This window comes from Kitasatospora purpeofusca (assembly GCF_042691725.1).
Lineage (GTDB): Bacteria > Actinomycetota > Actinomycetes > Streptomycetales > Streptomycetaceae > Kitasatospora > Kitasatospora purpeofusca_B.
Genome location: NZ_CP170483.1, coordinates 1,867,343 through 1,887,107, shown reverse-complemented (window position 1 = coordinate 1,887,107; position 19,765 = coordinate 1,867,343). Strand labels below are relative to the sequence as shown.

Annotated in this window: 20 protein-coding genes and 1 pseudogene; 12 read left to right on the top strand and 9 right to left on the bottom strand. The window is 71.6% G+C overall.

The genetic code is table 11. The annotated features are described in order from the left end of the window. Positions 1-62 precede the first annotated feature (62 nt). The 4 genes from ACFCLZ_RS07530 to ACFCLZ_RS07515 all read right to left on the bottom strand — a co-directional run bounded on the left by ACFCLZ_RS07530 (position 63) and on the right by ACFCLZ_RS07515 (position 2,676). Positions 63-1,451, bottom strand: a complete 1,389-nt coding sequence (locus tag ACFCLZ_RS07530) for an MFS transporter (protein WP_380283983.1) — start codon at positions 1,449-1,451, stop codon at positions 63-65. A gap of 297 nt (positions 1,452-1,748) precedes the next feature. Further along, positions 1,749-2,237: an NUDIX domain-containing protein gene (locus ACFCLZ_RS07525; RefSeq protein ID WP_380283982.1), complete on the bottom strand. Its 489-nt coding sequence runs from the start codon at positions 2,235-2,237 to the stop codon at positions 1,749-1,751. 8 nt (positions 2,238-2,245) lie between these two features. Continuing rightward, positions 2,246-2,443, bottom strand: coding sequence for a hypothetical protein (locus tag ACFCLZ_RS07520; protein ID WP_380283981.1), 198 nt, complete (start codon positions 2,441-2,443; stop codon positions 2,246-2,248). Continuing rightward, complete coding sequence (locus ACFCLZ_RS07515; protein ID WP_380283980.1) at positions 2,440-2,676, bottom strand: hypothetical protein; 237 nt, start codon at positions 2,674-2,676, stop codon at positions 2,440-2,442. Before ACFCLZ_RS07515 ends, ACFCLZ_RS07520 begins: the two co-directional genes overlap by 4 nt. A 114-nt stretch (positions 2,677-2,790) precedes the next feature. Between ACFCLZ_RS07515 and ACFCLZ_RS07510 the strand changes: the two genes are divergently transcribed. The 3 genes from ACFCLZ_RS07510 (at position 2,791) to ACFCLZ_RS07500 (ending at position 4,252) form a co-directional block, all read left to right on the top strand. Then, a complete protein-coding gene (locus ACFCLZ_RS07510) occupies positions 2,791-3,630 on the top strand; it encodes a helix-turn-helix domain-containing protein (RefSeq protein WP_380283979.1) in 840 nt (279 codons plus the stop codon). Beyond that, on the top strand, positions 3,627-3,836 hold the full coding sequence (locus ACFCLZ_RS07505) for a DUF397 domain-containing protein (RefSeq protein ID WP_380283977.1): 210 nt from the start codon (positions 3,627-3,629) through the stop codon (positions 3,834-3,836). Before ACFCLZ_RS07510 ends, ACFCLZ_RS07505 begins: the two co-directional genes overlap by 4 nt. A 140-nt stretch (positions 3,837-3,976) precedes the next feature. After that, positions 3,977-4,252, top strand: coding sequence for a DUF397 domain-containing protein (locus tag ACFCLZ_RS07500; RefSeq protein ID WP_380283976.1), 276 nt, complete (start codon positions 3,977-3,979; stop codon positions 4,250-4,252). 343 nt (positions 4,253-4,595) lie between these two features. Here the strand turns inward: ACFCLZ_RS07500 and ACFCLZ_RS07495 are convergent, their stop codons facing one another. From ACFCLZ_RS07495 to ACFCLZ_RS07485, 3 genes and pseudogenes are all read right to left on the bottom strand, one after another. Next, positions 4,596-5,324: an HAD family hydrolase gene (locus ACFCLZ_RS07495; protein ID WP_380283975.1), complete on the bottom strand. Its 729-nt coding sequence runs from the start codon at positions 5,322-5,324 to the stop codon at positions 4,596-4,598. Positions 5,325-5,590: 266 nt separating this feature from the next. Further along, positions 5,591-5,980: pseudogene (locus ACFCLZ_RS07490) on the bottom strand (transposase); the annotation flags it as partial. 85 nt (positions 5,981-6,065) lie between these two features. Continuing rightward, the gene (locus tag ACFCLZ_RS07485; RefSeq protein WP_380283974.1) at positions 6,066-6,578 is read right to left on the bottom strand and encodes a DinB family protein; all 513 of its coding nucleotides are present in this window, start codon (positions 6,576-6,578) and stop codon (positions 6,066-6,068) included. A 71-nt stretch (positions 6,579-6,649) separates the two neighbouring features. Between ACFCLZ_RS07485 and ACFCLZ_RS07480 the strand changes: the two genes are divergently transcribed. From ACFCLZ_RS07480 to ACFCLZ_RS07465, 4 genes are all read left to right on the top strand, one after another. Next, on the top strand, positions 6,650-6,802 hold the full coding sequence (locus ACFCLZ_RS07480; RefSeq protein ID WP_380286103.1) for a DUF397 domain-containing protein: 153 nt from the start codon (positions 6,650-6,652) through the stop codon (positions 6,800-6,802). Positions 6,803-6,865: 63 nt separating this feature from the next. After that, positions 6,866-7,378 carry an AAA family ATPase gene (locus ACFCLZ_RS07475; protein WP_380283972.1) on the top strand — a complete coding sequence of 171 codons (513 nt, stop codon included), beginning with the start codon at positions 6,866-6,868 and terminating at the stop codon, positions 7,376-7,378. A gap of 672 nt (positions 7,379-8,050) precedes the next feature. Then, complete coding sequence (locus tag ACFCLZ_RS07470) at positions 8,051-8,743, top strand: hypothetical protein (protein ID WP_380283971.1); 693 nt, start codon at positions 8,051-8,053, stop codon at positions 8,741-8,743. 518 nt (positions 8,744-9,261) lie between these two features. Further along, on the top strand, positions 9,262-9,717 hold the full coding sequence (locus ACFCLZ_RS07465) for a hypothetical protein (RefSeq protein ID WP_380283970.1): 456 nt from the start codon (positions 9,262-9,264) through the stop codon (positions 9,715-9,717). A gap of 384 nt (positions 9,718-10,101) precedes the next feature. On the opposite strand, the gene ACFCLZ_RS07460 is transcribed toward ACFCLZ_RS07465, so the two are convergent. Beyond that, on the bottom strand, positions 10,102-11,595 hold the full coding sequence (locus tag ACFCLZ_RS07460; protein ID WP_380286102.1) for a hypothetical protein: 1,494 nt from the start codon (positions 11,593-11,595) through the stop codon (positions 10,102-10,104). 326 nt (positions 11,596-11,921) lie between these two features. Between ACFCLZ_RS07460 and ACFCLZ_RS07455 the strand changes: the two genes are divergently transcribed. The 3 genes from ACFCLZ_RS07455 to ACFCLZ_RS07445 all read left to right on the top strand — a co-directional run bounded on the left by ACFCLZ_RS07455 (position 11,922) and on the right by ACFCLZ_RS07445 (position 15,066). Then, positions 11,922-13,223 carry a sensor histidine kinase gene (locus tag ACFCLZ_RS07455; RefSeq protein ID WP_380283969.1) on the top strand — a complete coding sequence of 434 codons (1,302 nt, stop codon included), beginning with the start codon at positions 11,922-11,924 and terminating at the stop codon, positions 13,221-13,223. After that, a complete protein-coding gene (locus tag ACFCLZ_RS07450; protein ID WP_380283968.1) occupies positions 13,220-13,882 on the top strand; it encodes a response regulator in 663 nt (220 codons plus the stop codon). Before ACFCLZ_RS07455 ends, ACFCLZ_RS07450 begins: the two co-directional genes overlap by 4 nt. Positions 13,883-14,124: 242 nt before the next feature. After that, entirely contained in the window at positions 14,125-15,066 is a 942-nt protein-coding gene (locus ACFCLZ_RS07445) for a hypothetical protein (protein ID WP_380283967.1), read from the top strand. A gap of 63 nt (positions 15,067-15,129) precedes the next feature. Here the strand turns inward: ACFCLZ_RS07445 and ACFCLZ_RS07440 are convergent, their stop codons facing one another. Further along, a complete protein-coding gene (locus ACFCLZ_RS07440; RefSeq protein WP_380283966.1) occupies positions 15,130-16,227 on the bottom strand; it encodes a LuxR C-terminal-related transcriptional regulator in 1,098 nt (365 codons plus the stop codon). A gap of 456 nt (positions 16,228-16,683) precedes the next feature. Between ACFCLZ_RS07440 and ACFCLZ_RS07435 the strand changes: the two genes are divergently transcribed. Beyond that, on the top strand, positions 16,684-17,415 hold the full coding sequence (locus tag ACFCLZ_RS07435) for a hypothetical protein (RefSeq protein ID WP_380283965.1): 732 nt from the start codon (positions 16,684-16,686) through the stop codon (positions 17,413-17,415). A 258-nt stretch (positions 17,416-17,673) separates the two neighbouring features. Then, on the top strand, positions 17,674-19,689 hold the full coding sequence (locus ACFCLZ_RS07430) for a hypothetical protein (RefSeq protein ID WP_380283964.1): 2,016 nt from the start codon (positions 17,674-17,676) through the stop codon (positions 19,687-19,689). The last annotated feature ends 76 nt before the right edge of the window (positions 19,690-19,765 follow it).

The following is a 19,765-nucleotide window of genomic DNA, read 5'->3' as shown; positions in this document are numbered from 1 at the left end:
GTTCCCGGACACCGCTGGGGCCGCGTCCGATCGGACGCGGCCCCGTGTGACATGACTGTGCGTCAGCGCACCGGCTGCGGAGCGGGCCGGGCCGCGCGGGCCGGACGGGCCGCCGCGCCGGGAGCGGCCGGGGCCGCCGCACCGAGCGCGGTGCCGCGGGTCTCCTCGGCCCAGAGCACCGAGACCAGCAGGCCGCACGCGGTGACGCCGGCGGCGATCAGCATGGTCGGGCCGGTGCCGATGCCGGTCAGCGAGAGCGGCAGCAGGTAGGTGCCGACGGCGGCGCCGATCCGGCTGACCGAGGTGGCCACGCCCACGGCGGTGGCCCGGACCTCGGTGGGGAACAGCTCATTGGGGTAGGTCCAGTCGAGCACGTTCGGCCCGCCGCACAGGAAGGCGTACGCGCAGAGCGCGACCACCACGACGGCGGCCGGGGCGTCCGGCCACAGGCCCAGGACGGCGAGCGGGACGATCATCAGCGCGAAGGAGCGGATGATCACCGGCCGGCGGCCCCAGGTGTCGATCAGGCGCAGCGCGGGGTAGCAGCCGAGCAGGAAGACCAGGCTGATCAGGCCGGTGCCGAGGGTTTCGAGCACGGTGCCGCCCGGCATGCCGAAGGCCTCCAGGAGCTGCGGCCCGAAGGTGAGCATCGCGAACAGCGGGCCGACCTGGCAGAGGAAGAACAGCCCGCAGAAGAGCGTCCGCCGCCGGTAGGGCGGGGTCATCAGCAGCCGCAGGCCGGTCGGGGCGCCGGGCGCGGTGCGCTCGGGCATCAGCTCGCGGCCGTCGACCTTGACCCCGAGATGGCGCTCGACCAGCCGGACGGCCTCGCCGACCCGGCCGTTGGCGGCCAGCCAGCGCGGCGACTCGGGCGAGCCGCGGCGGATCACCAGGAACACCACGCACAGCACGGTGGAGCTGGCCAGCATCCAGCGCCAGCTGCCCGGGCCGCCGAACGTCAGGAAGAGGTAACCGGTGACGTAGGCGAGCACGGCGCCGGCGTACCAGGCGACGATCTGCTGACCGAGCAGCCGCCCGCGGTCCTTGGCGGGCAGCCACTCGGCGAGCAGAGACGTCGCGATGGGGTAGTCGGCGGCCACCGCCATACCGAGGACGAAACGCAACAGGGTGATCGCCCAGACCGCGTCGACCCAGAAGGACAGCACCGAGCAGACGATCATCACGAGCAGGTCGGCGGTGTACATCACCTCCCGCCCGATCTTGTCGGTCAGCACGCCGAAGAGCGCGCCGCCGACGAACATGCCGACCAGCGCGGCTGCGCCGATCAGGCTGACGTCGGCGGTGGAAAGCCCCAGCTCGGGGCGCATGCCGATGAGGGCGACGCCCACGATGCTCAGGATGTACCCGTCGAGCAGCGGTCCACCGGAGCAGGCGAGGGCGAGCCTGCGGTGGAAGGCGGTATACGGGGCGTTGTCGATGGTGCGGGACATTTGTTCGGGTCCTCCGGAGCGCACCGCGTGCTGTCGCACCCGTGCGCCGCGTAGACGGTCGTTGGCGGTCCGCCGTGGGGCGGGCCGTTTGCCCGGTGTCCACCGGGCGACCGTCCACAGTTGCCCGGGTCGAGGGGCGAACCTGCGGGGGCGAAGGTCAGGGGAAGACAGGGCGGAGGTCCCGAAACGGACGGGACCTCGGCCCGTGCCGGAAGCGTCCTTGCCCTGCAACGCCAGGGCGGACGCGGGCCGCCGGGCGGCCCGCGTCGCGCAGTGTGACGCTCGGCACCTTTGCGGCTATTCGGCGGGGGTGCCGCGGAGGAGGAGGGGGAGGTGGGCGCCGCGGGTGAGGGCTTCGAGGGCGTGGGTGATGCGGTGGTGCTGTTCGGGGGGCATGGCGTCGGGGAGTTGGGTGGCGTGGAGCCAGTGGACGGCGGTGATGGTGTGGGGCGGGCGGTGGCGGGCGACGATGCTTTCTTGGGCGGGGGTGAGGCGGCCGCCCCAGTAGACGAAGTTGACGCCTTCGGGGAGGTGCTTGGCGTCGATGTAGTCGGTGGCGAGGATGTGTCGCAGGGGGAGGACGAGGCCGGTGTCGGTTTCGGTGTGGCGGCGGGCGGCGAGGTGGGGGAGTTCGTTGGCTTCGGCGCTGCCGCCGGGGAGCATGAGGCCGGATCGGTAGGCGGTGCCGACGAGGAGGACGGCGTCGTCGCGGTTGAGGATGAGGGCCTGGTGGCCGAGTCGGCGGCGGGGCGGGTTGGTGAGGGTGGTGGGGAGGTGGTGAAGCATGGGGGCTCCTAGTTCTTTTCCGAGGAGATCCAGGTGAAGCAGGCGGGGAGGCCTGCGGAGATGCCGGCCGCGAGGATCAGCCCGAAGATGAGGAGTTGCGGTCCGAGGGGCCCGTCGTGGATCGGCCAGCAGACGAGTGCGGCGGCGAGGGTGCTGAGGGCGGGGACGCCGAGGGCGGTGGCGACCAGCTTGAGGGGGCGGTTCACGCCACGTCGGCGGTGCGGGGCCGGCTGGGGTGCTGGACGGTGATGAAGCGGGGCGTGGTGAGGGCCTGGATGTGCTCGGGCTTGGTGGTCCACTCGCAGCCGCCGCGCTCGTGGCGGAGGTAGGAGAGGCCGGTGAGGGTGTCCATGTAGACGCCTTCGACGGGGTTTCCGTCGAAGTCCCGGTGCGCGAGGTCGAGCACGACCTCGCCGACGACGGGGGTGTGGATGGGCATGGGGGCTCCATTGGTTGCGCAGGGTCCCGGATCTCTCACGGGGTGTAGCCATGGTGGCCCGTTGGGCTCTACGATGGCCAGGGCCTAACCCTTGACTGTTCACCCCGGTTAGAGGTGTCAACACTCGTGGAAACTCAGGATCATGACGCGTCGGTGTCTCCACTCGTCCGCTTCGGCCAAGAACTCCGCAGGTCAAGACGCGCTATGCGGTGGTCGCAGGCTGAGCTGGGGCGACGCATGGGCTACTCGGATGCCATGATCTCTTACATCGAACGAGCGAAGAAGCCGGTAACCTCTAACTTCGCGATTAAGGCAGATGAGGTGTTCCAGACCGGCGGCACCTTCCTGGAGTTGTGGCGGCGATACGCGAGGGCCAGTCTGCTGGAAGGCTTCGCCGAGTTTGCGGACGCGGAGGCCAGGTGCCGGCGACTCCGGACGTTCGAGTTGGGCGTCATCCCGGGGCTCTTTCAAACCGAGGCGTACGCGACAGCCCTTGAGACCGCGAACATTCGACGGGGGAGTCTCACGCAGGAACAGGCAGACGAACGTGTGGCCTTCCTGATGCAGCGGCAACGACTCCTTGACCAAAAGGCCCCGCCGACAATCCACGCAGTCTTGGATCAGAGTTGCTTGCTGCGTCCTATCGGAGGTCGCGCGGTGATGCTCAACCAGTTGGACCACTTGGAGTCGTTGGCCGCGCACCCGAACATCACCATCCAGGTAGCTCCGTTCGAGCTGGCTGAGCAGCGACCGTTCGTGTTGCCTCTGGTCCTTCTCACGCTGCCTGATCGATCAGTTGTTGGGTACGCAGAGTCCCAGTTGCGGGGATACCTGGAGCGCGGGCGCCCCACTATCGCGGGCTGGGAAGAGGACTACGATCAGCTTCAGGTGGAGTCGCTGTCCACGGCGGCCTCGCTCACCATGATTCGCGCTGTTCGGAAGGACCTTGAATGACGCCCATCAACCTAGCCGACGCCCGATGGGTGAAGTCGCGACACAGTGGTAACGGTGGAAACTGTGTCGAGATCGCGCCCGATTTCCCCGGCCTTGTCCCCGTTCGTGACTCGAAGGACCCTGAGGGCCCGGCCCTCGTGTTCCCCGCCTCCGCCTGGCGGGCGTTCGTCGCCGGCGTCCAGTCGGGCGAGTTCGGCACCATCTGAAGCACCGCCACCCGAGGGCCCTGACCGCCGCGCCGGTCAGGGCCCTCGTCGCTGAACGGCCGGTTCTTGGATTCACCCAGACAGTCGACACGCCTACCGTGAATGCCATACAGATCCGCCCCGACTCGGGAAGGTCTCGAATGGCAACCACCGACCTCGGCGACACCCGCTGGGTGAAGTCCAGCTACAGCAACAACGGCGGAACCTGCGTCGAGGTGGCACTCGCCACCGCCCGGTGGCGCAAGAGCAACCACGATGGTCAGGGCGGTGAGTGCGTGGAGGGCTCCGCGGGCTTCCAGAGCGCCGTCCCTGTCCGTGACTCGACGGACCCCGAGGGTCCGGCTCTCGTCTTCCCTGCCTCCGCCTGGCACGCGTTCGTTGCCGGTGTCCAGGCGGGCGAGTTCGGCTCGGTCTGACGCAAGCTCGTGTTGGGCCCCCGACCGGAATCCCGGTCGGGGGCCCACTGCTTGGGGTGCCGCGCTACCGTTTTTGTGAGGAGGCCGGCCGCGATCCGGAGCCGACCGCGGCGGTGATTGACGCGTAGTCACTGCGGGCGGCGGCCACCCGCGGCTACGACGGGGCCAAGAAGGTGCCGGGGCGCAAGCGGCACATCGTGTCGACTGCCTGGGGCCGCTGCTGGCCCTGATGGGCACCGCGGCGATGCTCATGAGCCGCCGGCCGGCCCGGCGGCGAGCGTGAACCGTCCCGGGGTGGGTCCGGGCCTTCACCCGTGAAGGCCCGGACCCACGATCGAGGGCGTCATACAGCACGATCTGGTTCGCGAAGCGGTTGAGGATCCACAGCACGCGATGCCCACGTGGCGTCCGGGCTCCCCCCGGACACATACGCGGCGAATACAGAGGTATCGAGATCCTTGAGGGACTCCAGTACCAGAGTGGCAATCGCAAAGCGAGGATCGCAGCGATCAGCGGCCTCGGGAACGGCGACGACCGTCATCTGGGCCGACACGCCGGCGAGGACGCCGTTGAGCGAGTCCTCGATCACAACGCACTCGTCGGGTGACGCGCCGAGGGCGGCGGCCGCGCGGAGATAGGCGCCCGGGTGGGGCTTGCCGTGTTCGTCGTCTTCGGCCGAGAACACGGCATCGAAGGATCGGTCAAGGCCGGTGCTCGCGAGCGCATGCCGAATCACCGACTCCGGCGAAGACGACACGACGGCCATCGCCCTCGATGCACGCGCGCACGCCGCGACGGCGTGCTCGGCGCCGGGTTTCAGCGCCACTCCCGCCAACCTACGGCACACGGCGGCCACGATCTGCTGCTCGACGTCGTCGGGGTCGGCTTGAATGGTGGCCCGATCGAACCAGTAGGCCACCATGTCCCTTTGCCGCAGCCCGCGCGTCGCCGCCTGCATCTCCGTTGTGAGGTGCAGGCCAAGCGGACCGAACACTTCACGCTTTGCCGCGTCCCAGATCGGCTCGGAGTCGATCAGAAGGCCGTCCAGGTCGAATAGGACAATCGGTTGCATCGGTTGCTCTTTCGTTGGCGATCCCGCGAGGACGAGACGAGACGATTCGCTGCCCCGCCGTGCATGAACAGATGGTGCCGTGGTCGATGACGATGCTCATGAGCCGCCGGCCGGCCCGGCGGCGAGCGTGAGCCGTCCCGGGGTGGGCTCGTCGGCCCGGCCCCGGTCGGCCAGCCGCTTCGTCTTCGATCGAACTCCTTCCACATTAGCCGGAACCGGCTCCAATCCGAGTACGGCAGTGATCTCCTGACAGGGCATCACTGGCTTCCCTCCTCGCGGAGCAGGACCCGAAGGCCCTCGTGGCCGATGTCGTCGACCACCCCCTCGGCGACCAGGAAGTCGGCCGGCTTGGACTTGGCGATCTTCTTGATCTCGCGGCGCTCGGGAAGGGTGAAGGTCCTCGGCCGACCACCCTTGTACCTCGGGTAGAGCGCCTCGAAGCCGTCGACGTTGAAGTCGTGGATCACGTCCCGGACCCGGTCCGCGCTGGTGAAGGTCACCTCGGCGATCTTCGCCACGGGCATGCCCTGGGCCGACAGCAGCGCCATCTGGGCCCGCCGCCAGGTCACCACCGACCCGGTGCCCCTGCGGATGATCCGCAGCAGCCGCTGTCCCTCATCGTCATCGATCTCGCGCACGCGCACACGTCCAGCCACCGAGCACTCCGACGCGACGCGCCGCCCGGCCCGGAACCCGGCGGCGCGTCACCTCACGATAGGCCGGAGCCTAACTGATCCGGTGTCATACACCAGTGGTGCCGTCGATGCGCTCCCGGAGCAGGTCGGCGTGGCCGTTGTGGCGGGCGTACTCCTCGATCATGTGGACGTAGATCCAGCGGAGGCTGACGTCCTGCTCCATGAAGCGGCCGGTGTCGGTCAGAGCGCGGTCGCCGCAGAGCTCGCGGCCGCGGGCGATCTCCGCGTGCCAGGTGGCCAGAGCGTCGTGCAGTGTGGCGCCCTCGGCCAGTTCGAATCCGCCGTCGGGGGCAGACGGGTCGGCCTGCGGGTCGTAGATGGGCGGGGCCTGTTCTCCGGCGAACACTCGACGGAACCAGTTGCGCTCCACCTCCGCCATGTGCTGGACGAGGCCGGTCAATGTGAAGCCGGACGGTTGCACGGACGCGACGGCGGCCTGCCCATCGTCCAGGCCCTCGCACTTCATGGCGAGGGTGGCGCGGTGAAAGTCAAGCCAGCTTTCGAGCGTGGTGCGCTCGTCGGCGTTCAGGGGCGGCAAAGGGCGTTCGATGGAACTCATCGGTCGATTATGTCGGCAACGGCCGAAGCCCTCTACAGGAGACCCACTCAAGTTCGGTACGACAACGGCTTCTGAAGCCCAACGCCTCCACCCCCGTGCACCGGCGCAAGAGCTCCTACAGCAACAATGGCGGCCAGTGTGTTGAAGTCGCGACCTCCCCCTCCACCACCGTCCCTGTCCGTGACTCGAAGGACCCCAACGGCCCCGCCCTCATCACCGTCTGATGCGGGCAGTCGTCAAACCATGTGAAGGACGACGTGGCCGGCCAGGCGTGCGAGGCTGGGCCGGTGCTGATCGCGATGGCCGGGTTGCCCGGCGCAGGGAAGAGTTCGGTCGCCGGGGAGCTGGGGCGGAAGTTGGCCGCTCCGGTTGTGTCGGTGGATCCGATCGAGGCCGCGATGTGGCGGGCCGGGGTGGCTCGTTCACAGCCGACCGGCCTTGCCGCATACGGTGTGGCCGAGGCTGTGGCCGGCGGTGTGCTGGCCCTGGGGCAGACGGCGATCGTCGATGCGGTCAACGCGGTGGAGGAAGCGCGGGCGCAGTGGCGTTCGCTGGCGTCTCGCCACGGCGTCCCGCTGGTCTTCGTCGAGGTGGTGTGCTCGGATCCGGCGCTGCACCGCCGCCGACTGGAGGGCCGCTCACGCGGCATCGACGGCTTCCACGAGCCGACCTGGGAGGCGGTGGAGCGGCAGCAGCAGGAGTTCGCTCCGTGGGCCGACGACCGCCTGGTGCTGGACAGCGTGACCGACATGTCGCAGAACATCGCGACGGCCCTGGGGTTCCTCGCCGCGACGTCCTGACCCCTGGCGCTCCTTCTCCACCGCCGTCCAGGACGGCGAGTTCGGCATCATCTGAAGCACCGCCACCCGAGGGCCCTGACCGCCGCGCCGGTCAGGGCCCTCGTCGCTGAATGGCCGGTTTCCGGGTCCGCCCCGGGAATCGGTTTCGCGAGCCTGGATCCGCATCACCCGCCAGTCCTCCTTCCGGGGTCGTGGCGCGAACCAGCCCCACATCTCCTTCCGTGCCGACCGGTCTGTTCACCGGTCGCGGCCGGCGCCGTCGTCTCGCGGGGCATGCGGGTGCCGTCCGGTTTGCAGGTCGTCGGCGTCCCGGCCCGGATCCGCCGCGAGCCGACCCAGGAGGAGCGGACCGGCATCAAGGCCAACGCCGAGGGCTACCTGCTGCCGGCCGATGGCCACCGCTCTCTCCGCCCGCTCCGCCGGCCGTCCCGTCCGCCCCGGACGCCGGGGACGGCCCTGCAGCCTGAGCGCCGGGCAAACGGCAGCCGCCCCGGGGCCGGTGGGTCCGGCAGAGGCAGGCCTCGGGCCTGGCGGCCGCGCGGCGACGGCCGGTGGCAAGAGCAGGACTCCGCCGAGCGGGCAGGCGACAACCCCGGCGCCGGCTTGGTACTGTGACGATCCAAAGTATTTGAACGCGTTCAATACTGGGGACGGGCGATGGAGGATTCACGGGTGCGGGATTCGGTGCCGCGCAGCGCACGGGTCCTGGCGGTGCTGGCAGTGCTCTGCGCTGCGCCGGCGGTGTTCTGGGTAGCCGCCGTCGGCGGGTCGGTGATCGACGGTGGGCTCGTCGTCGGAGCCCTGGTCGCGGCCGCACCACTACTCGCGCGCAAGGCTGCCGACTTTCGGGTGTACTGCCTGGTCGCCGGGTGGGTGCTGCTCGCCTTCTCGGTCCTGGGTTTCCTCTCCGGGCTGTTCGTGCTGGCCCCGGCAGGCGTGATCCTCCTCGCGGCGGGAAGCCGGGCACGCCCCGGCTCGCACCGTCTGGCCGTCCTGGCAGGCGGCACGGTGTCGGTGGTGACCCTCGGCCTGGCCGGCTGGGCGATCGGCCAGACCTGGATCTCCCCGCACTTCCAGGACCCGGACGCATACGTCGCCACCGTCCGGGAGGACAGCCCGCTCCTGAGCGCCACCTACTCCCTGTCGACGGTCCTCCGGGGAGCGGCCGACAGCCCCGCACTCGGCGACAGCGTCACAGACATCTCCCTGAGCCGGAACGGCGGAACGCCCGGAGCGCGCCTCATCGTCGTCTTCGACCCCCGCACACCCGCCACCACCCTCGCCGACCTCCGGCAGAAGATCGCAGGCCTCCCGGGCGTCGAGGACGTCGGACTCTGCGACCCACCCACCGGAAACTGCCGCTGAACCCCCATCGGCGCACCACCCACGCAGACCTCCAGGCGTACCTCGGCCTCAGCCTCCGGCCCCGGCGGCCCACACGGCCGGCGAGTCGGGCCATTCCTCGAACCAGAAGTCCAGTCGGACGTTCTGGGCGCCGTGAACTTTGGCAAGGGTCTGCATCGCGGTCTGCCGCGCCCCATCCCGGCCGGATCACTCCAGGGGCCGGGGAAGGGGTCGGTGGCCGGGGAAGGGGTTGGTGGTGCCGCGCCCGGGTCGGCGGCCTGGGCGGGCGACGGGAAGCAGGACGCGACACCGATGACAACTGGCGCGCCTCACTGACAGATATCGCGTCGGTACGCCAGGGACATCGGGGCGATATACCTGCATTTCGGGGCAATTCCGAGGTTCAAGGGGTGTTCAAAACTCGCCAAAGGGAAGCCCGCCAAAATACCTCCCTGGGGGTACGGGAAGGTGAAGAACCTCTGACATACTCCGGAATTCCCGGAGGAGATTCCCCGGGGTGAATGGGACAAGGTGGGACCTTGAAGACGAAGGTACGTCTGATCGCGCTCCTCTTTGCTGTCATCGGCGGGATGTTCGGCCTTGCCGCGCCCGCGCACGCCACGGCCACCCACTATGTGGACATCGAGGTGGGGGCCGCCCCGGGCTACTACGACAACGTCAGCGGCTGCACCGCGACGTTTTCCTACGGGGCTCCCTCCCGCGTGCTCCTGTGCGGGAGTCAGACCACGATCGTGACGTGGGCGGACGGCCGCAAGGAGGTCACCGGACTGGGCACCGACCACGCCGTCTGGACCTCGGCGCAGACCACGGCCGGGGGATCCTGGGCCCCTTGGGAGAGCCTGGGCGGCAGCGGGCTCGACCTGAAGTACGGAGTGGCCTGGCCCAATCCGTCCAGCGTCGGCGCGTGGAGCGGCGACTACCAATTCTGGTGCCGCACCATGAGTGACGGCTGGGGCCCCTGGCACCTCTGCTGACTTCGGACATCCGGGCAGCAAACCCGAATTCCGGGACGGTTCCGACACCTCTCGGAACCGTCCCGGTCGTCCTCCTTCGCAGGCCCTTGAGGTGGTGCGAGCGGTAGTGGGATCCGGTCGGAAGTGATTCGATTCCCGCAGGCGAAGCGCAGGGCGAAAGCCAAATGGCAGACGCGAACTCAATGCTGCCGGCCCCGACCGGTTCCCCGGTCGGGGCCGGCAGTACTTGAAGGAGCTGATCCTGTCGTTGATCCACGACGGCACCGAGGAGCACTTCTCCCAGGGCCCGATCTTCCGCGAGCAGGAAGTCGACGCCGTCGACTTCCTGCTCCGACCCACCCGTCCGCCCACGACGGGCGCAACCTCGGGTCGGAACGCTCCGTCTCAGCGGCCGTCGCCCGGGCGGTGGACGCTGAGGTCGCCGTGGGCCGACAGCGCGCTGGCCAGGTCACCGGGCTTCTGCCGCAGGGTGGCGTCCAGGAAGGCGAGCGTGGTCGCGGCGACGACGCGCGGACTCCTGGTGCGGCCCAGGGAGCCGACCAGCGAGGGCACGGGTGGCAGGTACAGGGGTCCGTCCATGAAGGTGAGGTGTGCGGCGCCCGGGATGGTGAGCCGGTAGCTCGTCGCGGTGCTGAGCTTGAGGACCTCGGTCAGGCGGGGGAGGTAGCGCTCGTCGGTGCCGGGCCCGATGGCCTGGGTGAGCGCGAGCACCGGTTGGTGGAAGGGGGCCCGGTCCGGGTCGCGAGGGTAGCCGTCCAGGTCGATGACGGCGGCGAACCGGGCGTCCTGGCGGGCCGCTTGCAGGGCGGCGCCGCCACCCAGGGAGTGGCCGGTCACCGCGGCCCGACCGGTGTCCAGACGTCCGGTCAGCGAGCCGTCGAGCTCGCCCCGGTCCAGCCGGCCCAGTTGGGTGAGGACGAAGCTGAGGTCCGCGGCCCGGATCCTCGTCGTCTCGACGGCCCGCCGGTCGTCCTCGTCGTCGTCGCCGGTGGAGGCGATCTCGGTGTCGATCGTCCGGCCGTCGGCGAGGACGACGGCGGCGGAGTCGTACGGGTGGTCGAGGCCGGCGACCAGATAGCCGTTGCTGGCCAGTTCCTCCGCCCAGGCGGTGTTCTGGGTGCGCACGCCCCCCAGTCCGGGCGAGAACAGCACGACCGGGAACCGTCCGCCGTCGCGGGCCACCGGCGCGTCGGGGACCGCATGGGTGCGGGCGCGCGGGACGCCGTCGATCAGGAAGGCGGGGAGGCCGGTATAGCTCGCGAGGGCGTCGGCGACGGTGCGCGCCTCCTGCTCCGTGCGGCCGAGGTACTGGGCCCGCCGCGTCCCCGCGGGGCTCCGCTCGGCGGGGTACCAGAGCTGGACCACGACCGTGCGCCGGTCGTCGGGTTCGGGCGTGGCGGTCTCGGGGCGGTCCGGGTCGGTCCACTGCATCACGCGGGTGCCGACCGCGAACGGGCCCGTCGGCTCGGGGAACACGGGGACGGGAAAGGCCCAGGCGGCCGCCGGTCCGGTGCAGGTCAGGCCGACGCAGACCAGCGATCCCGGCAGCGCCATCCACCACCGGGCCCGCCTCGCCGGCGGGCGGCCGGTACGCCGGCGGACCAGCGGGGAGAGGGCGAACGGCAACGCCAGGGCGGCGCCCGCCAGTACCGGCAGCATCTGCCAGCGGATCCCCACCACGCCCAGCACGATCGCGGACAGCGCGAACACCGACCCGGCCGCGATCGTGACGGGCGGGCGGGCGGCGGGCGGAAGCCAGCGCGCCACCACCAGCACGACGGCGCCCAGCAGGGCGAGGATCTCCAGGAGGGACATGTGCGGTCCCGTGATGATTTCGGTCACCCGGCCATCGTCGGCGCGGGGCAGGCGCCGCCACATCGATCCCGGGTCGCCGACGCGTGCCACCGCAGTCGCAGTCCGGGGCGGGTCGCCCGTGCCACCGCAGTCGCAGGCGAACACGCCTGCTCGGCGCCCGCTTTGCGACCACGGGAGGTACCGGGACTCCTCCTGGAGTCGGAGGCCGGCCCGGTGCCGTCGGCCGGTGGACTCATGCGTTCCGCCGGACGGCGGCCTACCGTGACAGGGCCGCGGTACGTGCCGGGCCGCGCGGGCCGCACGCTCCCCCTTCCCGCCGCCGGCTCCGGCCGTTCGCGGTGGCGGCTCCGACCGGGGCCGCCGTCACGCCGAATCGACAGGGACGTGTGATGACCGAGGCGGCCGCGGAACCCGGCACCGCCCCTCCGGTGCGCCACCGGGACCGGGTGCGGCGGGCTTGGACGGCCGGACGGCCGGCGAGGTACGCCGCCCGGGCCTCCGCTCGGGCCTCCGCCCGGGCGGCGCGGCCGCTGAGCGCCGCCCGGCGCTGGGGCTCCCGGCTGCCGCCGGTGGTGTGGGACGCGCTGCTGCCGGTGCTGCTCCTCGTCAACATCCTGACCACGCAAGCGCCGCACGGGCTGCCGGTGGCCGCCGCCCTCACGGCCGCTCTGGCGCTGCCCCTGCTGTGGCGGCGCCGGGCACCGCTCACCGTGTTCGGCGTCGTGGCGGCCGCGGCCTTCGTCCAGTGGCTGCTCGGCGTCCAACTCCCGGCGGACGTCGCCCTGCTGGTGGCGCTCTACACGGTGGCCGCGAACGCGGGGCGGCGCGGTACGCTCCTCGCCGGTGCCGTCGTGGAAGCGGGGGTCCTGCTGGCCTGTCTGCGCTGGACGGCGGACGGCGCGTTCGTGACCCCCTTCGTCGCGGTGACCGCGATGGCCGTCGCCGCCGCCGTGCTCGGCATGAACGTGCGGACCACGCGGGCCTACCTCGTGGCCGTGGAGGAACGGGCCGCGCGCTTGGAGCACCAACAGGAACAGCAGGCGCGGCTGGCCGTCGCCGAGGAGAGGACCCGGATCACCCGCGAGATGCACGACATCGTCACCCACAACCTGTCCGTCATGGTCGCGCTCACCGACGCCGCCGTCTACGCGCAGCACCGGGCGCCCGACAAGGCGACCGCCGCGATGCTCCAGATCTCCGAGACGGGCCGGCAGGCCCTCACCGACATGCGGCGCTCCCTGGGCGTCCTGCGGACCGACGAACCGGACGCGGAGCGCCACCCGCTGCCCGGCATCGCCCAACTCCAGGCGCTCGCCGACCAGATGTGCGCCGCCGGGCTGCCGACCGGCCTCGAAGTCCACGGCGGCCACACCCGCATCCCCGCCACCGCCCAGCTGACCGTCTACCGCCTGGTGCAGGAAGCCTTGACCAACGCCCTCAAGCACACGCCCCCCGGCACGCACGCGAAGGTCCGGGTGCGCTGCTCGGCCGGGACCGTCACGGTGGCCGTCACCGACAGCGGCCCGTGCCCGCCGCTCCCCGGCCCCACGCCGTCCGGCCACGGCATCCCGGGCATGCGCGAGCGCGCGGCCGCCTACGGGGGCAAGCTGCGGGCCGGACCGCTCCCGGGCGGCGGCTGGGGCGTGCACGCCCGCCTCGACCTCGGCAGCGGCGGGGCGGCGTCCGCATGACGATCCGCATCCTGATCGTCGACGACGAGGCGCTGCTCCGGATGGCGTTCGGCACCGTCCTGGAGGCCCAGCCCGACATGGCACCGGTCGGCGAGGCGGCGGACGGCGCCGAGGCCGTGCGCCTCGCCAGGGAACTGCGGCCCGACGTCGTCCTCATGGACGTCCGGATGCCCGGGACCGACGGGATCGAGGCGACCCGAGGGGTCATCCGGGCCTCCCCGCGGAGCAGGGTGCTGATCCTCACCACCTTCGACCTCGACGAGTACGCCTTCGCCGGGCTGAGCGCCGGGGCCTCGGGCTTCCTGCTGAAGAACACCCGGCCCGAGGAACTGCTCGCCGCGATCCGCAGCGTGGCGGCGGGCGACGCGGTGGTCTCCCCGCGCATCACCCGCCTCCTGCTGGAGAACTTCCGCCCGCACCTCCCCGACGGCACCGACTCCGGCCCCGACGAGCGGCTGCAACGGCTCACCCCGCGCGAGCGCGAGGTGCTCGTCGAGGTGGGCCGCGGCCTGTCCAACACGGAGATCGCGGCCGCGCTGTACCTCGCGGAGGCGACCGTGAAGTCCCACCTGGGGCGGATCCTCCAGAAGCTCGAACTCCGCGACCGGATCCAGGCCGTGATCTTCGCCTACGAGAGCCGCCTCATCCACCCGGCCTGACGCCCCCGCCCGGCGGGCCCCGGAGACGCGCGCCCCCGGGGACCCGCCGAGGCGGCTGTCCTCTCCCGCCCCGAGGTCCGGGCCCTGGGGAGCGCAGGGGCGGACCCTCCTAGAAAACTCGGATACCGGAAGTCGACCGGACACGGACAAACTGGGGGCCGATCGGGCCGGCCGCTCCGACGGCACCCCACCAGGCCGGCCCGCTCCCTTCCCCGACCAGTCGATGAACCATGGAGTGGCCCGTGCGTTTCTCCTCGATAAGGCGCGTTCTGCTGGCGCTCGTGCTGGCACTGGCAGGTCTGGGGCTGTTGCCGACCGCCGCGTCGGCCAACACCCCGGCGACCGTGCTGTTCAACCAGCTCTCCCAACGCTGTCCGGACGGCGCGGTCGACGGCCAGGACATGCACCCCTGCGCCCCGTCGGACAACCCCGGCATGTGGGTGATCAACCGGATCGGGCGCGACCAGTTCATGATCGCGGAGACCCGCGGACACGGCTGCCTGTCCTTCGCCATGACGGTGCCGACCGTCAAGCCCTGCTCGCCGTCGGACGCCTACCAGCTGTTCGAGATCACCCGCTACGAACCCGAGGCGGCGCTCTACGGCCTGGTCGGAATGCGGATCAAGAACCCGAGCACCGGCTGGTGCCTGGACAACCTGGCCAAGCGCTACGGCGGCTGGGAGCTCAAGGAGAACACCTGCCTCGACACCGGCCGCCAGCAGTGGGACATCGACCGCACCGCCTACGAGTCGGTCTGGGGCGCCCCGGGCGGGCACGCCGGCATGACCTGGACCACCCTGGAGCAGCGCGCCGACAACGTGGTGCACGTCGGGTTCGACGACCCGAGCCGCAGCAACCCGTACGTGGGCGACCACCCCTCCAGCGTGGTGCTGCCGATGCTGTGCATCTACCAGGACGGACGCTCCGCCCCCAGCGGGGTGCCCACCAGCGGGTACCACGCCTGGTCGGGCGGTGAGGTGAGGGTGACCGCGGGGCTGGCCGGCTGGCAGCTCCCGAGCCGCGCGGCCGCCGACCGGAAGTGCGCCGACAGCTTCGGCGGCGGCTGGCGGATGGCGGAGTTCCACGACGGCAACGGCTGGGGCCTGTGGGCCAACGGCACACTGCCCGCGGGCACCCGGTTCTGGACCGCCATCGACGACCAGCCCGCGAACCCCTGGAGCTGAACCGCTCGTCTCCGGCGGCCGGTCGGTCCGAGGGCCGACCGGCCGCCCCTCCGGCAATCCCCGTTACGTCCTCGGGGGCAGGGCGAGCGTCGGCAGGTGATCGGCCGTCAGGAGGGCGACGAGTTCGCGCCGGTTGCGCACGCCCGTCTTGTCGAGGATGGCCGTGACGTGCTGCTGGACCGTGGGCACCGTCAGGTGGAGCAGCGTGGTGATGTCCTTGGTGCTGCTGCCGCGCACCGCGTGCAGGGCGAGCTGGCGTTCGCGTGGGGACAGGCCGTGGGCGAGGATCGCCACCGGCAGGCGGTGCAGGGGCGAGGCGGGGGAGATGACGACGGCGACCTCGCCGTCCCTGCCGTCCCCGCCGTCCAGCGGGGACGCGTACAGCGTGAACCACCGGCCGTCCGGGGTGCACACCCGCACCTCCGAGGTGCCGGTGTCGCGTGCGGCCCGGCAGGCGACGGTGAGGAAGCCGGTGGGCACGGCGCAGGCGCGGGAGATGGGTTCGGCCATCCGCCGGATCAGCTCGCGGGCTCCCGCGTCGGCCGAGCGGAACCGCCCCTGCGCGTCCAGGATCGCGACGGCCGGCGGGTGGCCGGCCTGCACCGACCGGTCGGAGCGGGCGCGGCGCAGCGTCACCAGGTGTGCGTTGCGCAGCGCGGCGCCGATGGGTGCGATGATGCGTTCGGCCAGCCGCAGTTCGGCCGGGCCGTAGCGGCCGCGTCGGTGTCCGCGCATGAGGGCGGCGCTGGCCCAGCGGCCGCCGCCGAGGTCGAAGTTGATGCGCAGTTCGTCCCCGTAGCCGCAGGGCCGGAGCAACTCCTGGTAGCGGACGCTGGTGCCGGGGCGGCCGTCGGTGGCGCGGTCGAGGGTCTGCACCCGGTGTCCGGCGGCGCGGATGGCGGTGAAGTTGGTGGTGTCCTCGCCGAACATCTCCAGGTGCACGGCCTGTTCGAACCGGCCGGGGTCGAGCCCGTCGGCGACGGTGGAGGTGGGGAAGCCGGTGACCGGGTCGGTCCCGTGCCAGCAGCCGCCGTCGAAGCCGAGCGGGCCCGCCAGCAGCGTGTGGAGCTCGCGGAACAGCTCGCCGGTCGACGGCCGGCAGGCCGACAACTCCGCGATGGCCCCCAGGACTTCCCGTTCGATTTCACGTCGATTGGCCACGGACGAGATCCTACGGAAGCCGCGGCGGTGCGCGCGACGCCGCCGCCACCGCGACCGCCGTCCGTGACGGCTTGCCGGCGGAACCCGCGGCCTCCGCTGTTCCGGTGAACCGACGGCCCGGCGACCGGGCGCCGGCGCAGCCGGACCAGAGCCGCCGCGGCGCCGAGCAGGGCGGCCAGGGCGCAGAGCTGCGTCCCGTGGTTCATCGCGGCGGTGAACGTCTCGTTCGCGGCCGCGACCAGCCGGCCGGCCCTCGCCATCGGCGGCTTCTCGCGCGGCCCGGCTCCCGCCCGTCGTCACGAGGGGGACTGCGACGCCGCGCAGTGGGCGTGACCTGGTGTCACATCCGTGGGCAGGTGTAGCAGTCCGGTGACACGGAACGCGCCGTTCCGTCGATTGTTCGCACTAGGTTCGATCGGGCGCCCCTCACTCGACCTCGTGCTCAGGAGAACCCGCATGCCCCTCTCGGCGACCCGCCGTGCGACCACCGTCCGCACCCTGGCCGGCACCGTCCTGGCAGCCGCCCTGATCGTGCCCGTCGCGACGGCCTGCGGCTCCACACCGGCCGCGAACAGCGCCACCGCGCCCGCCGCCACCGCGCCGCCCGTCACCACCGCGCCGCCCGCCGCCACGCCCACCGCGCCGCCCGTCACCACCCCGCCGCCCGCGGCCCCGGCCACCACGAGCAGCGCACCCGGCCGCACCGCGTCGGCTGCGCCGACCGCTCCGACCCCGCCGCGGACCACCGCTCCGGCCACCACGGCCAAGGCGAAGGGCCCGGTCCACACCTTCCCCCTGGTGGACGGCAGCACGGCCGAGGTCCAGGAGACCGGGAACCAGAACCACGTCGCCAGGATCGTCCACAACGGCGCCGTCCTGGCCACGTTGGAGACGAAGGACGCCGACGCGGGGATGGACGGCAACGGCATGTTCGTCGTCCTCTCGGTGGACGGCCAGGTCCACTCCTGGATGGGCGGCGAACACCAGGGACCGGGCACCTTCAAGCTCGCGGGCGGGTGGACGGCCAAGGTCACGAAGGTCGGCGAACTCCGGTACCGCGCGGAGATCCGCGGCCTCGACAACGCCGTGATGGACACGCTGGAGGCGAACCAGCAGGACACCGGAGCCGTCGCCAACGGCGTCTGCATCGTGCTCAGTGCCGGCGGCGAGATCAGCTCCCACCTGTGATCGGACTCGCGGGTCTGTGCGGGTCTCCGCCGCCCCGTCTACCTGATGCCTCGTCATATCACGTTCGCCCAGCCGTTGTTCAGGCCAGAGCAGGGCGGGTTCGGGCCAGCTCCCCGGGATCGCGGTTCGTCGGCCGCCGGTCGGCGCGTACGGTCGGAAGGCTGGTCGGCACCGCTTCCCCGTACCCCCCCGTACCGGTCCTCCGCTGCGCGTCGTCTGCCCGCATCGTGTGAAACGCCGAGGTAGGGAGTCCTCATCGTGCCCGCTCTGCTGAACTACGAGATCGTCACGGATCCGACATCGCTCCAAGTGTCCTCCGACGGGGTGCCGTCGGTCGGGACGGTGTACGTGATCGCCTCCAACACCCACCAGGCCGCGGTGGACTGGTACTACATCGACGTCGAGATCCCGGTCGGCAAGGACGCCGAACACCTCACCGACGACCCTGACGCGATCAGGCCGAGCATCAGCAAGACGGGGACGCGGAAGTGGCGAGCGGAGCCGAGCTTCGCGCGGGCCGGCGGCACGACCTTCCGGGCGAAGGGCCCCTCCGACGACGACCCGGTGACCCTGCGCCGCGACGAGGCCCTGATCCTGAAGCTGGAGAACATCCCGGTCTCCGGCAAGGAGGGCCTGGTCTGCCTGAGCATCCACGAGAAGTCCGAGGGCGGGGACAGCGGAACGCCCGAACGGTCGGGTCACTACACCACGGTCCTGGGCGTGGCCAAGCAGACCTCGAAGGCCCCGCGCAACTTCCGTGCGGAGACCTCCCTGCTGGACGGGGACGCGGGTGACGCCCTCGTGCTGAAGTGGGACGGGCCCAGCAACCTCGACTACTGGGTCCTCGACGCCACGGGGACCGAGGTCCACCACGCTCCGGCGTCCCGTCATCCCGTGGTGACGCAGGACGGCTACTCCCCGTTCCTCGACGCTCCGAGGCGGGGCACCACCTACACCCTGGTGGCCGCGCCGGCCGGCGCCGGGCTGCCCGGGGCGGGCTACTTCCTCACCACCACCGTCCACGCCCTCGTCCCCGAGTTCGCGAGCGGCACGCGCACTCCGTGGATCGAGGGGACGGCGGCCAAGGGCCGTGTCGTTTTCGCGTCGGACGGCGTGGCGGTCCAGAACGACGGCCACGCCCCGGGCCGGGTCAGCGCCGACAGCGCCGACGTGCAGAGCGTGAAGACGGCGCTGGTGCGGGGGCGCGGTGACGCCGACGGGTGGATCGACTTCCCGGAGAGCGGCGTGAACGTCTTCCACGGCCCGCAGCGCGAGGCGGGCACCGTCACCGCCGGCTCGGCCGACGTGAACAGCGTGAAGACCAAGTGGGTGCAGGGGCGTACCGACAGCGCGGGGTGGATCGACTTCCCGGACACGGGCATCGAGGTGTTCCACGGCCCGAACCGGGACCTGGGCACCGTGGACGCCGACACGGTGAAGGTGCGGCAGGTGCGGGGCCGGAACGACGCCGACGGCGGGATCGACTTCCCCGAGAGCGGCGTGAACGTCTTCCACGGCCCGCAGCGGGAGGCGGGCACCGTCACCGCGCACCGGGCCGACGTGACCGGCGTCAACACCTCGTGGGTGCAGGGCCGGGACGGCAGCGCCGGGTGGATCGAGTTCCCGCCCGCCGGGCTGAACGTCTTCCAGGGCGCCGGGGACCGGCAGTGGGGGACCGTCGCGGCCGGCAAGGCGGACCTGGACGACCTGGTCACCGCCCGCGCGCTGGTGAAGGAGCGGCTGACCATCCAGGGCGGGCTGACGGTCGGTGACGTGCTGGAGACGCAGGAGGGCCCGTCCCGCCTGATCGTGCACGGCCGGCTGGAGGCCGGGGACGAGGTGCACGCCCACCGGAGCCTGGTGGTCGACGGCGACCTCACCGTCCACGGCGACGTCCGGCCGCTGCGGAACCTGGAGGTCGGCGGCACGGTCAGCGCGAGCGACCTGACGGTCAGGGGCAAGCTGACGACCAGCGGCGACCACGCCCTCACCGTCCACGGCGAGTCGGTCTTCGAGGGGAAGGTCAACGCCAACGAGCACCTGTCCGTCCGCAGCGCGGAAGCCGGCTGGATCCTGCACACCAACGACGAGAAGGTGGCGATCCAGGGCGACTTCTGGGTCAGCGGGGAGTCGCTCTTCCACGGGAAGGTGAACGCCAACAAGCACCTGTCCGTCCGCAGCGAGGGCGTCGGCTGGATCCTGCACACCAACGACGAGAAGGTGGCGATCCAGGCCGACCTCCGGGTCCACGGGAGCCTCCACGCGGACAGCTGACGCTCGCCGCTACGCTTCGTGCCGGACCCGCGCCACTGCGTGAGAGACTGGCGCGGTCAGCGTGACCCGCGTGCAA